Annotated in this window: 11 protein-coding genes; 6 read left to right on the top strand and 5 right to left on the bottom strand. The window is 69.0% G+C overall.

Translation table 11 applies throughout. The features are described from left to right. Window positions 1–72 precede the first annotated feature (72 nt). On the top strand, window positions 73–753 hold the full coding sequence (locus O5K31_RS17625) for a Fe2+-dependent dioxygenase (RefSeq protein WP_269715051.1): 681 nt from the start codon (window positions 73–75) through the stop codon (window positions 751–753). On the opposite strand, the gene O5K31_RS17620 is transcribed toward O5K31_RS17625, so the two are convergent. Then, on the bottom strand, window positions 750–1,634 hold the full coding sequence (locus O5K31_RS17620) for an SDR family NAD(P)-dependent oxidoreductase (RefSeq protein ID WP_269715050.1): 885 nt from the start codon (window positions 1,632–1,634) through the stop codon (window positions 750–752). The two genes, O5K31_RS17625 and O5K31_RS17620, sit on opposite strands and share 4 nt — an antisense overlap. Window positions 1,635–1,698: 64 nt before the next feature. Further along, window positions 1,699–2,697, bottom strand: coding sequence for an NADPH:quinone oxidoreductase family protein (locus tag O5K31_RS17615; protein ID WP_269715049.1), 999 nt, complete (start codon window positions 2,695–2,697; stop codon window positions 1,699–1,701). A gap of 69 nt (window positions 2,698–2,766) precedes the next feature. Between O5K31_RS17615 and O5K31_RS17610 the strand changes: the two genes are divergently transcribed. The 4 genes from O5K31_RS17610 (at window position 2,767) to O5K31_RS17595 (ending at window position 6,245) form a co-directional block, all read left to right on the top strand. Further along, window positions 2,767–3,645 carry an isoaspartyl peptidase/L-asparaginase family protein gene (locus tag O5K31_RS17610; protein WP_269715048.1) on the top strand — a complete coding sequence of 293 codons (879 nt, stop codon included), beginning with the start codon at window positions 2,767–2,769 and terminating at the stop codon, window positions 3,643–3,645. A 72-nt stretch (window positions 3,646–3,717) separates the two neighbouring features. Then, entirely contained in the window at window positions 3,718–4,899 is a 1,182-nt protein-coding gene (gene rlmN / locus O5K31_RS17605) for a 23S rRNA (adenine(2503)-C(2))-methyltransferase RlmN (protein ID WP_269715047.1), read from the top strand. Between the two features lie 70 nt (window positions 4,900–4,969). Next, window positions 4,970–5,398, top strand: coding sequence for a DUF350 domain-containing protein (locus O5K31_RS17600; protein WP_269715046.1), 429 nt, complete (start codon window positions 4,970–4,972; stop codon window positions 5,396–5,398). Window positions 5,399–5,414: 16 nt separating this feature from the next. Continuing rightward, a complete protein-coding gene (locus tag O5K31_RS17595; RefSeq protein WP_269715045.1) occupies window positions 5,415–6,245 on the top strand; it encodes a S1 family peptidase in 831 nt (276 codons plus the stop codon). An 11-nt stretch (window positions 6,246–6,256) separates the two neighbouring features. Here the strand turns inward: O5K31_RS17595 and O5K31_RS17590 are convergent, their stop codons facing one another. Further along, window positions 6,257–7,933, bottom strand: a complete 1,677-nt coding sequence (locus tag O5K31_RS17590; RefSeq protein ID WP_269715044.1) for an AmpG family muropeptide MFS transporter — start codon at window positions 7,931–7,933, stop codon at window positions 6,257–6,259. 38 nt (window positions 7,934–7,971) lie between these two features. Further along, a complete protein-coding gene (locus tag O5K31_RS17585; RefSeq protein ID WP_269715043.1) occupies window positions 7,972–9,501 on the bottom strand; it encodes a response regulator in 1,530 nt (509 codons plus the stop codon). A gap of 157 nt (window positions 9,502–9,658) precedes the next feature. Between O5K31_RS17585 and O5K31_RS17580 the strand changes: the two genes are divergently transcribed. Further along, entirely contained in the window at window positions 9,659–10,114 is a 456-nt protein-coding gene (locus O5K31_RS17580; RefSeq protein ID WP_269715042.1) for a nuclear transport factor 2 family protein, read from the top strand. 1 nt (window position 10,115) lies between these two features. Here the strand turns inward: O5K31_RS17580 and O5K31_RS17575 are convergent, their stop codons facing one another. Next, window positions 10,116–11,642 (bottom strand): YifB family Mg chelatase-like AAA ATPase, encoded by a 1,527-nt coding sequence (locus tag O5K31_RS17575; RefSeq protein ID WP_269715041.1) that lies wholly within the window; start codon window positions 11,640–11,642, stop codon window positions 10,116–10,118. Between the last annotated feature and the right edge of the window lie 70 nt (window positions 11,643–11,712).

The raw sequence follows: 11,712 nt of genomic DNA, 5'->3' as shown, positions 1-11,712 counted from the left end.
GCGCCCCGTCCGATGGCCCTCGGACGGGGCGCGCTTCATTTGAGGGCCATTGGCGTTTAAGGCTGTCCGGCCATGATGCTGCACATCCCGCAAGTTCTGACCAAGGACCAGGTCGCCCGGCTGCGCGCGGTGATTGACGCCGCCGACTGGATCGACGGCAACGCCACCTCCGGCAGCCAGTCCCGGATGGCCAAGGCCAATCTGCAGTTGCCCGAGGCCTCGCAGGCCGCTCGCGACGCCGGCGCCGCGATCCTCGATGCGCTGGAAAAGAGCCCGCTGTTCGTGGCCGCGGGTCTGCCGCTGAAGGTCTTTCCGCCGCTGTTCAACCGCTATGGGCCGGGCCAGACCTTTGGCGATCACGTGGACAATTCGATCCGCGTCGCCTCCGACGGCATGCGTATCCGCAGCGACCTGTCGGCCACCCTGTTCCTGACCGAGCCCGAGGACTACGACGGCGGCGAGCTGGTGGTGGACGACACTTACGGCGTCCATGAGGTCAAGCTGCCGGCCGGGGACCTGATCCTCTATCCCGCCTCCAGCCTGCATCGGGTGGAGCCGATCACGCGCGGCGCGCGCATCTCATCATTCTTCTGGATTCAGAGCCTGGTGCGCCAGGACGCCCAGCGGGCGCTGCTGTTCGACATGGACGTCGCCATTCAGCGCCTGGCCGGCCAGGTGGGCGCCAACGATCCCTCGTTGGTCGCCCTGACCGGGACCTACCATAACCTTCTGAGGATGTGGGCGGAGGTCTAGGCCTTCGCGGCTTTCGCGGCGAGGCGCAGCGCCTCGGCCTCCTCGGGCGTCATGCCCATGGCCGCCAGCAGGGGCGAGGGGGCTTTCTTGTCCCAGCTTTGGCGCCCGCCGATGGTGATGCCGCCATCCACCACCAGATGCGTTCCGGTGACGAAGACGCTGTCGTCGCTGGCCAGGAACAGCACCGCCTTGGCTATGTCCTCCGGCAGGCCTGCCTTGGGGATGGGCTGGATCTTCGGTCCCACCTCGGCCACCCGTGCGGCCATCTGGTCGGCGACCTCGCGCGGCAGGCCCACCGACGCCCCGAAGATCGAGGTGGCGATCAGGCCGGGGCAGATGGCGTTGACCCGGATCTTCTGCGGCGACAGCTCCGCCGCCGCCGTGCGGCTCAGGTGGATCACCGCCGACTTCATGGTCGAGTAGCAGATGGGGCCAAACCCCGCCTGTAGTCCGGCGATCGAGGCGGTGTTGATGATCGAGCCGCCGCCTCGCTCCAGCATCAGGGGCACGGCGTAGTGCATGCCGATGGCCGGCGCGCGAAGCAGCACGGCGTAGGTGTCGTCCCAGGCGGGGATGTCCATCTCTTCGATACCCGTGGGACAGCCGCCATGGCCTGCGTTGTTGAACAGGATGTCCAGCCCGCCGAACGCCGACTTCGCCAGGGCGATGGCGGCGGCGACCTGATCTTCCTTGGTCACATCGCAATGGATGTAGCGGACCGTGTCGGGGAACCGCCTTTCCAGCATGGCGCCCTTTTCGTCCTGGATGTCGGCGGCGATGACCCTCGCGCCCTCCGCCACGAAAAGCTCCACCGTGCCCAGGCCGATGCCCGAACAGCCGCCGGTGATGACAGCGACCTTGCCGTCCAGACGTCCCGCCATGGTTTCCTCCCTTTGGCGATGATGGGCGGCGGGCCGTCTGACGCGGCCTCGCCACCCGATGGCTCTACTCGGTGACCACGACCACCTTGCCCATGGCCTTGCGGCTGGCCAGGTGCGCGATGGCGTCCCCGGCCTTGGCCAGGGGGAAGGTCTCGGACACGTGCGGCTTGATCTTGCCGTCGGCGTAGAGGGCCATCAGCTCCTTGACGTTCTGGGCGTGGCCCTTGGGATCGCGCGCCACCGCCGCGCCCCAGAACACACCGACGATGTCGCAGGATTTCAGCAGGGTCAGGTTCAGCGGCACCTTGGGAATGCCCGCCGGGAAGCCGATCACCAGGAAGCGGCCGTTCCAGCCGGAAGCCCGGATCACCGCCTCGGCATAGTCGCCGCCGACCGCGTCATAGGCCACGTCCCAGCCATTGGGCCCGCAGGCGTCCTTGAACAACTGCGCCAAGGCCTTCTGGCCGTCCTTGTCGAAGGGACCGGTGGGATAGACCACGCCGCTGTCGGCGCCGCGCGAGATGGCCAGATCGACCTTCTCCTGGCTGGACGCGGCGGCGATCACCTTGGCCCCCATGGCCTTGCCCAGCTCGACCGCCGCTAGGCCGACGCCGCCGGCCGCGCCCAGCACCAGCAGGGTCTCGCCCGGCTTGATGTGGCCGCGATCCTTCAGGCCGTAATAGGAGGTGCCGTAAGTCATCAGGAAGGCCGCCGCCTCGTCGAACGGCATGGTGTCCGGGATGGGCACCACCCGCGCGGCGTCCACCTGCAGCTTTTCGGCCATGCCGCCCCAGCCGGTGCTGGCCAGGACGCGGTCGCCGACCTTCAGGTGCGACACGCCCTCGCCCACCCCGCTGACCACGCCCGACACCTCGCCGCCCGGCGCGAAGGGTCGCTGCGGCTTGAACTGGTACATATCCTGGATGATCAGCACGTCGGGATAGTTGACCCCACAGGCCTTCACATCCAGCACCACCTGACCCGCGCCGGCGGTAGGATCTGGTAGATCCTCGAGCTTCAGGGTCTCTGGCCCGCCCACCGATTGGCTCAACACCGCCTTCATGATCGCGTCTCCGACTTCTTTTTGTTCGAAAGGGACGCTATCGCACCGGACCCAAGGGAAGGAAGGCCAATGTCGAACAAATGTTTGAGCCTAGCGCTGCATGGCGGCGCGGGCGCCAAGCCGGGACGCAACTACGATCGCGAGATCGCCCACATGAAGGGCCTCGTCGAACAGGCCCGCGACGCCCTGCGCGCGGGGGCTACGGCGCTCGACGTCGCCACCTCGACGACGGTCGCTCTTGAGGCTTCGGGCCTCTATGTCGCCGGGCGCGGCGCTTCCCCCAATCTGGCTGGGGAATATGAACTCGACGCCTGCATCATGGACGGGCTGAGCGGCAAGGCCGGCGCGGTCGCCGCCCTGCAAGGCTTCAAGAGCCCGATCACCGCCGCCCGCGCGGTCATGGACCGCACGCCGCACGTCATGCTGGCCGGCTCGGGCGCCGCACGCTTCGCCGCCGAACAGGCGCTTGAGGCCATCGATGACCCCAAGGCCTGGTTCACCCATGCCGGCCAGTTCGAGGCTAATCACGCCCCGGGCGCTCTCGCCCACGGCACGGTGGGCTGCGTGGTGCGCGACGGCGAAGGCCGGCTGGCCGCCGCCACCTCCACCGCCGGCGTGTTCAACAAGATGCCTGGCCGGGTTGGCGACAGCCCGATCCCCGCCGCCGGCGCCTGGGCCGACGCCCATGTGGCGGTCTCTTGCACGGGGCAAGGCGAGTATTTCATCCGCCTGGCCGCCGCCGCCCAGATCGGTTTCCGGATGCGTTTCGCCGGCCAGTCCCTGGAGGAGGCCACCAAGGCGGTGATCGCCGAACTGGCGGCCCTGGGCGGCGACGGGGGCCTGATCGCGGTGTCGGCGGACGGCTCGGTGTCCACGCCATTCCACTCCCAGGGCATGAAGCGGGCGACCCTGAGCGGCGACGGAACGATCAGCGCGGCGGCGTTCTGATCGTCGCAGGGGCCTGTTTTTGCGGCCTTAACCCCCATCTGCTATAAGGCTGCCCGAAATCTGGATTTTCCCGTGACCGTCACCCTCGACCTCGCCCGACCGGCGCGCGCCGACGCGCCCTCGCTTCCTCAGAACCTGTCCGGCCTGACCCGGGCGGAGCTGTCGGCCGCCCTGGTCGAGAGCGGTGTGGTCGAGCCGGCCAAGGCGCGCATGCGCACCACCCAGCTGTGGCGTTGGATGCACCATCGCGGCGTCACCGACTTCGCCCAGATGAGCGATGTGGCCAAAGACCTGCGCGCCGCTCTGTCCGAGCGCTTCGTGATCTCGCGTCCCGAGGTGGTCGAGCGCCAGGTGTCCAAGGACGGCACGCGCAAGTGGCTGATCCGCATGGCTCCCGGCATCGAGGTCGAGACCGTCTACATCCCCGACGTGGGCCGGGCCGGCGCCCTGTGCGTCTCCAGCCAGGTTGGCTGCACCCTGAACTGCACCTTCTGCCACACGGGCACCCAGCCCCTGGTGCGCAACCTGACCGCGGCCGAGATCGTCGCCCAGGTGCAGGTGGCTAAGGACGACCTGGAGGAATGGCCGAGCGACCGTGAGGAACGCCGCCTATCCAACATCGTCTTCATGGGCATGGGCGAGCCGCTCTACAATCTGGACGCGGTTTCGGCCGCCATCGATATCATCAGCGACGACGAGGGCATCGCCATCTCGCGCCGCCGGATCACGGTTTCGACCTCGGGCGTGGTTCCGCAGCTGACGGCTCTGGGCGAGAAGACCAGCGCCATGCTGGCCATCAGCCTGCACGCCACCAATGACGAGCTGCGCAACGAGCTGGTGCCGCTCAACAAGAAGTACCCGATCAAGGAGCTGATGGACGGCATCCGCGCCTATCCGGGTATCTCCAACGCCCGCCGGGTAACCTTCGAGTACGTGATGCTCAAGGGCGTCAATGACAGCCCCGACGAGGCCCGCGCCCTGGTGCAGCTGCTGAAGGGTGTGCCGGCCAAGATCAATCTGATCCCGTTCAACCCGTGGCCCAACAGTCCGTATGAATGCTCGGACTGGGCCACAATCGAAAAGTTCGCCGCCGTCATCAACCGCGCCGGCTACGCTTCGCCGATCCGCACGCCGCGCGGTCGCGACATCCTCGCCGCCTGCGGTCAGCTGAAGTCCGAGAGCGAGAAGGTCCGCGCCAGCGCCCGCCGCAAGGCGGAAATCGAGCCGATCGCCGAGATCGCCGCGGCTGAATAAATTGCGTCATCGCTTCGAAGCGCCGCCGTGTTAACGGTGCGGTCAGCGTCGTTCGGGGATTGTCGCGTCCATGCCGCCAGAACTTCAGTCGCCTGAGATCCAGGCCTTCGCCACGGGCTTTCCGGTCACCCTGCTTCACGCGGGGATCACCATGGTCATCCTGCTGCTGGGGACGGTGCTTTACGCCCTGCTGACCCCCCATCGAGAGGTCAAGCTGATCCGCGACGGCAACGCCGCCGCCGCCCTGTCCCTGGGCGGGGTGATGGTCGGCCTGGCCATTCCGCTGGCGGTCAGCCTGCGGGCCTCGTCCTCGCCTATCGACATCGCGCTTTGGGGCGCGGCGACGACCATCGTCCAGCTCTTCGTGTTCCGCATGACCGACATGATCCTCAAGGGCCTGCCGCAGCGCATCCAGGAAGGCGAGGTCGCGGCCGCCGCCTTGTTGGTGGGGGCCAAGATCGCCACCGCCCTGATCCTCGCCGCCGCCGTGGCGGGCTGAGCGGCCCGCGCCGCCCATGCACTTTCCCCGACTTCCCGATTGGCTGGTCTATGCCGCGGTGGTCCTCGCGCTCCTGATCGCCGCGCTCGGCCGTCAGGAGCGCGCTGACGCGCCGCCGCCGCCGCCGCCCGTGGAGGGCGAGGAAGGCGTGCCGCTGGGTCCGGCGTCTCCCTTCGATCCCGAGATCGTCGTCGACGCGCCCTTCGCGCCTCAGCAGGGGTCGGGAACCGCCTTCTCCGTGGACGACAGCGGGACCTGGCTGACCGCCCGCCATGTTGTCGATGGCTGTCGCCAGGCCGCCATCGTGGTGGGTGACGGCCGAGGCGTCGCGGCGCAGGTCCGCATCGATCCCAAGGCCGATGTCGCCGTCCTGACCACCGAAGGCGGCTCCGGCGCCCTGCCCCTGGGCCTGGACCGGCCGCTGCGCCGGGGGGATCGCGCCTTCCATCCCGGCTTCCCGCAAGGCCAGCCGGGCGAGGCCGCCTCGCGCCTGCTGGGCCGTGAGCGTCTGGTGGTCCGGGGTCGCGGCGCCCGCACCGAGTCTGTTCTGGTCTGGGCCGAGGTCGGCCGCACCGACACCCTCAAGGGGACTCTGGCCGGTCTTTCCGGCGCGCCGGCCCTGGACAACGCCGGCCGGGTGATCGGCGTGACCGTAGCCGAAGCCCCGCGCCGTGGCCGCATCTACACCACCGCGCCGGAGACCGTGACCGAGAGCCTGAAGCTGGCCGGCGGGCGGCGCGGCGGGCTCGCCATGGGCGAGCCGATCACCGTCGACAATTATGGCCGCGTGGCCGACAGCCTTCGCCGCGACCTGCGCGTCGCCCAGGTGGTCTGCCTCGCAAACTAGGTTCGGGCGGACTAAACCTCGACAGCCTTGGGCTGGCGCGCCGCGACCATCAGGCAAAGTCCGATAGCCACCACGCCGATCAGCGCCGAATAGATGAAGAACACCGTATAGCCCACGCCCATTGCGGCCGGGCTGACGCCCAGCTTGGCGCTGGCGGCCACATAGCTTTCGGGGGTGAGCCCGGCGAACATGCCCTTGAGCGCGCCCAGCGGCCCGCCTGCCTCGGCCGCCCGCGCGGCCCACTCCACCAGCCGCCCGGACTGCGAGGCGATCAGCTTGCCGGGCAAGGCGTAGAGCGAGGTGAACATCGCATATTGGGTGGCGGTGAAGCCGGTGGTGGTCAGGCTCGACATGTAGACGATCAGGGCGGTGCCCGCGACGCCGCCCGCCAGGTTGTCCAGGCAGATGGCCACGAACAGGGCCGGCACCGAATGGCCCTGGGCCGCCAGCCAGATGAAGATCAGATTGCTGATCGGCCCGGCGAACGCCCCGATCAGAAGAGCCTTCATCAGGCTCAGCCGCGCCACCAGCAGCCCGCCCAGCGCCACGCCAAGCATCGAGGCGATGATGCCAAACACCTTCCGCACCTCGGCGATCTCGGTGAGGGTGAAGCCGAGATCCCGATAGAACGGGTTCATGATGTTCAGAACGAAATCAGCCACGCGATAGAGGCAGATGGTCGCCAGGATTAGGCCGGCCACGCCCTTGTAGCGCCGCATGAATTCGCCCAGGGGCGCGCCCAGGGCGGTGGAAAGATAGACCCCCGGCTTGGTGCGCACCTTTGGGATCGGCCAGGCGGCGGTGACCACGATCACCAGGCCGGCGGCCACGCTCGCCAGCTGCAGCCAGACGCCCGACTGCTTGTCGGTCCAGGCGTCGGCCAGGGCCTCGCCGCCCACGAACTGAGACAGGAGGCTGGCGTCGCCCGCCAGGCCTGAACCCAGCAGCAGCGCGCCGATCAGCAGCACGGCCAGGCGAACGGCCCACTCCACGGCCTGGAGGGCTGGGGACTGCTTGACGTCGCCGGTGGGGATCGGCCTGATTTCGTGCGCGGTCTCGCGCGGGGCGGCCAGGGTGGCGGCGAGGCCGACCACCATCACCGCGGACATGATGGCGTAGGAGATGTTCCAGCCGAACCGCTCGGCCAGCAAAAGCGGCACGGCGCCGGCCACCACCATGGCGCCGCGGAAACCCCACTGGACGGCCGCGGCCAGGGGCCCCTGCCCCTCGGTCCCGCCGACCTCAATCCGCCAGGCGTCGATGACGATGTCATGGGTGGCGGTGAAGAAGCCGACCGCCACGGCGACCACGGCCATCAGGCCAAGGTTCTGGGCGGGGTTCAGGCCTGAAACAAGCCACAGACCCAGCATGATCGCCAGTTGGCAGACCAGCATCCATGATCGGCGATGTCCGAGGAGCTTTGTCAGGCCGGGAATCGCGGTCCGGTCGATCAGCGGCGCCCACAGGAACTTGAACGAGAAGGACAGGGTGGCCAGGCTGAAGAAGCCGATCACCGCCAGGGACAGGCCAGAATCCCGCAGCCAAACCGACAGAGTGTCGAAGATCAGCATGTAGGGCAGGCCGGCCGCGAAGCCGAGACCCAGCATCACCAGGCTGCGTCGCTCGCGATAGATCGCCAGGGCCTGCAGCACGCTGCGCTTGGGCTTGGTCTCGGTCGTCTCGCTCATCGCATTCCCCGGTGTGGAGGGCGATGCGCGCCTCCGCGTCAGGAGGCGAACTTGGCCCGACCCGGCTCCTGCGTCCAGCCGCCCGACACACAGCGCGCCAGCACCCCGCGCATGGCGTCGGCGCTGATCGGCTTGACCAGGAAATCATCCATGCCAGCGGCCAGACATTCGCGGCGATCATCCTCGAAGGCGTCGGCGGTCAGGGCAACTACGGGCGTCCGCACGCCGCGCGCCCGCAGAATTTTCGTGGCCTCGACCCCACCCAGGTCCGGCATGCGCCGGTCCATCAAGATCAGATCGTAGGCGCCGGCGGCGAGAGCGGCGAGGGCCTCTTGGCCGCTGGCCACGCGGTCTACCCTGCAGCCCTCGCGCTCCAGCAGGGCGCGAGCCAGCAAGGCGTTGATCGGATTGTCCTCGGCCAGCAGGACCCGAAGGCCGGGCGCGGCGGCGGCGGCGACGCGTTCGTCCTCCTGCGACGGGCTGGTCGTGTCCGAGGATCCGGCGCCGGCGAAGGCCGCCTTGGCGGCCAGCACCCGGTCCGCCAGGGAGGCGCGGCGCAGGGGCTTGATCAGATAGCCCAGGAAGCCATCGGCGCGTAGTCGGTCGATACGGCCGCGCTCCTCGGCCCGCAGCAACACCACGCAGGCCCGATCGGGGGGTGGGGCGAAGGCTTTGCGTCCTTCGGACAGGGCGATGTCGATCAGGATCACGGCTTCGGTGGGGGCGGCGCGCAGGACGGACTCGATATTGTCGCCCACCACGGCGCGACCGCCGCTGGCGGCCACCTGCTGGGCGGCGGCTTCACGCACGATGGCGTTGGGCGAGGCCACGGCCACGGTCACGCCCTTGAGGGCGGTTTCGGGCGCGGCCGCGCCCACGGGGGGCAAAACCGCCTCGAACCAGAAGTCGGCGCCGGAGCCTTCGTCTCCCTCGACCCCGGCCGCGCCCTCCATGGCGTCGGCGAGGCGGCGGACGATGGCCAGGCCCAGGCCCGTGCCGCCGGGGTGGCCGGCGGTCTCGGCCTGGACGAAGGGCTGGAAGATCTTTTCGCGAGCGGCGGGGGCGACCCCTGGACCGGTGTCCGAGACCGTGAAGCGCAGGCGCCCGCCGTCGGATGGCTCGGCCGACAGCAGCACGCCGCCGGCCTCGGTGAATTTCACGCCGTTGCCGACGAAATTGAGCAGCACCTGACGCAGGCGGCCCTCATCGGCCATGACTTCACCGACGCCGGGCGCGACGGCCCAGCCGATTTCAATGCCCTTCTCGTCGGCGCGGGGGCTCATCAGCTCGCAGACCTGACGCAGCAGGGTCTCCACATTGACCGGCGCGGGATGCAGCTCCACGCGGCCTTCCCCCAGACGCGCGAAGTCGAGCAGGTCGTTGACCAGGGACAACAGGTGATCGCCGCTGTCGCGCAGGGCGGTGACATAGGAGCGCTGCTCGGCCGTCAGCCGGGTGCCCTCCAGCAGGCGCGCGACCCCGAGCACGCCGTTCAGGGGCGTGCGGAATTCATGGCTCAGGGTGGCCAGTTGCTCGGGCGTGACGCCCTTGGGAGGAACCTTGCTCATCAAGGCATCCTAACGCCGGCCTCTTAACGGCCCGTATTGGCTCAGCTTGTTTCAGAATGTCGCAGGGGCCGAGGGCCGAAAGATTACAGAACGTTGTTTTTGAGACGACGCCGTTGGTGGGTAGGGTCCGCGCGAAATCGCGTGGAGCTCCGAAGCTATGAACATGTTCTTGGCCGCGACGACCGGCCTGTTCTCGATGGCCCTGGCGGGTGCGGCGCTTGCCGCTCCTGTCGCGCCCGCCAAGGCCGACCCGGCCGTCCTCGCCCCTTTGGAAAGTTACCTGGAAGGTCATCGGACAGGCAGTCGCGAAGCCTTTGAACGCGCCTTCCATCCGCAAGCCGAGCTTTTCGGCATCCGCGAGGGAAAGGTGTTCCGCGAGACGGCGGCCCAGTATGCGGCGCGGGCCGGCTCTGGCCGCGCATCACCCGACGATGCGCAACGCGTGCGAACGATCGAGAGCGTCGAGGTCACCGGCGGCGCCGGCGTGGCGAAGATCGTGCTCGACTATCCGACGGTGCGCTACACCGACTACATGTCGCTGCTGCTAGTCGATGGACGATGGGTGATCGTCAACAAGACCTTCATGGGCGAGGCCAAGACAGCCGCGAAATAGATCAGGTCGCGGGCTCCAACGCGCCGACCCGACGATAGATCAGAGCCTCGGCCACATGGACTCTGCGTACGCTGGGCGAGCCTTCCAGGTCCGCGATGGTTCGGGCAAGGCGCAGGGTGCGGGTCCAGCCGCGCGCGGTGAGCCCGCCCGCCTCGGCCGCGCGGGCCAGAAGCTGGCGGCCCTGGTCGTCGAGGGCGACCGTCTCGTCCAGGAAGCGGCCCTCTGCCCTTGAGTTGAGGATCGGCGCGCCGCCGCCGGCCTTGGCCGCGCGTTGCGCCTGCAGACGCCGCGCCTCGGCCACGCGGGCGGCGGCCTCGGCGCTGCCCTCGGCCGGCGCGGGAAGAGCCAGGTCGGCGGCGCTGACTGGCGGGACGTCCACCGACAGGTCGATACGGTCCAGCAGTGGACCAGATACCCGTCCCTGATAGTCACGCTGGCATTTGGGAGCCTTGCCGCAGGCGCCCTTGCCCGCCCCGCCGTGGCCACAGCGGCAGGGGTTCATCGCAGCCACCACCTGGACGCGTGCCGGATAGCGGATGTGGGCGTTGGCCCGGGCCACCATCACCTCGCCCGTTTCCAGCGGCGCGCGCAGGCTGTCGAGCGCCTGGGCGCTGAATTCGGGCAGCTCGTCCAGGAACAGCACCCCATTGTGGGCTAGGGACACCTCGCCCGGCTTGGCTTTCAGCCCGCCGCCGGTCAGGGCGGCCATGGAGGCTGAGTGGTGCGGGCTGCGGAAGGGCCGGCTGCGGGTCAGCGTCCCCTTGGCGATCAGCCCCGCCACCGAATGGACCATGGAGGTTTCCAAAAGTTCGCCCGCCGACAGGGGCGGCAGCAGGCCCGGCAGGCGTTGCGCCATCATCGACTTGCCCGAACCCGGCGGACCGCAGAAGAGCAGGTTGTGGCCCCCGGCCGCGGCGATCTCCAGGGCGCGCTTGGCGCTCTCCTGGCCCTTCACATCCCGCAGGTCCGGCGCGCCCTCGGCCTCGACCACGGGGCCGGGCGTGGGCGCGCTCAGCACCTGTGTCCCGCGGAAGTGATTGATCAGGGCGATCAGTGAGCGGGGCGCAAGGATCGGAGTGTCGCCGGCCCAGGCTGCTTCCGCACCGCAGGCCTCGGGACAGATCAGCCCCAGGCCCATGGCGCCGGCCGCTACGGCGGCGGGCAGGGTTCCAGCCACCGGGGCGATCTGGCCATCCAGAGAAAGCTCGCCCATGGCCGCCCAGCCTTGTAGGGCGTCGGCCGGGATCACGCCCATGGAGGCCATCACCGCCAGGGCGATGGGAAGGTCGTAATGGCTACCCTCCTTGGGCAGGTCGGCGGGGGCGAGATTGGCGACGATCCGTCGGGCCGGCATGGCCAGGCCCAGGCCCGCGAAGGCCGCCCTCACCCGTTCGCGGCTCTCGGCGACCGCCTTGTCGGCCAGGCCCACGACCATGAAGATCACGGCTCCGCCGGTCAGCTGAACCTCGACATCGACGCGGCGGGCCTCAACACCCTGGAACGCCACGGTCACCACGCGTGCGGCCATTCAGCTGCCTCTAAAAGTTATCCACAGAAGGATAACGAGCGTTCGGGTCGGATCAAGAACAAAAAGAGAA

The organism is Caulobacter sp. NIBR2454, from assembly GCF_027474405.1.
GTDB lineage: Bacteria > Pseudomonadota > Alphaproteobacteria > Caulobacterales > Caulobacteraceae > Caulobacter.
This window is presented reverse-complemented; position numbering and strand designations above follow the sequence as displayed.

What these genes read in the sequence shown, in the direction of transcription:
- O5K31_RS17625 (WP_269715051.1), top strand. Translation starts at nt 73, where the DNA reads ATGATGCTGCACATCCCGCAAGTTCTGACCAAGGACCAGGTCGCCCGG.
- O5K31_RS17620 (WP_269715050.1), bottom strand. Translation starts at nt 1,634, where the DNA reads ATGGCGGGACGTCTGGACGGCAAGGTCGCTGTCATCACCGGCGGCTGT.
- O5K31_RS17615 (WP_269715049.1), bottom strand. Translation starts at nt 2,697, where the DNA reads ATGAAGGCGGTGTTGAGCCAATCGGTGGGCGGGCCAGAGACCCTGAAG.
- O5K31_RS17610 (WP_269715048.1), top strand. Translation starts at nt 2,767, where the DNA reads ATGTCGAACAAATGTTTGAGCCTAGCGCTGCATGGCGGCGCGGGCGCC.
- O5K31_RS17600 (WP_269715046.1), top strand. Translation starts at nt 4,970, where the DNA reads ATGCCGCCAGAACTTCAGTCGCCTGAGATCCAGGCCTTCGCCACGGGC.
- O5K31_RS17595 (WP_269715045.1), top strand. Translation starts at nt 5,415, where the DNA reads ATGCACTTTCCCCGACTTCCCGATTGGCTGGTCTATGCCGCGGTGGTC.
- O5K31_RS17590 (WP_269715044.1), bottom strand. Translation starts at nt 7,933, where the DNA reads ATGAGCGAGACGACCGAGACCAAGCCCAAGCGCAGCGTGCTGCAGGCC.
- O5K31_RS17585 (WP_269715043.1), bottom strand. Translation starts at nt 9,501, where the DNA reads ATGAGCAAGGTTCCTCCCAAGGGCGTCACGCCCGAGCAACTGGCCACC.
- O5K31_RS17580 (WP_269715042.1), top strand. Translation starts at nt 9,659, where the DNA reads ATGAACATGTTCTTGGCCGCGACGACCGGCCTGTTCTCGATGGCCCTG.
- O5K31_RS17575 (WP_269715041.1), bottom strand. Translation starts at nt 11,642, where the DNA reads ATGGCCGCACGCGTGGTGACCGTGGCGTTCCAGGGTGTTGAGGCCCGC.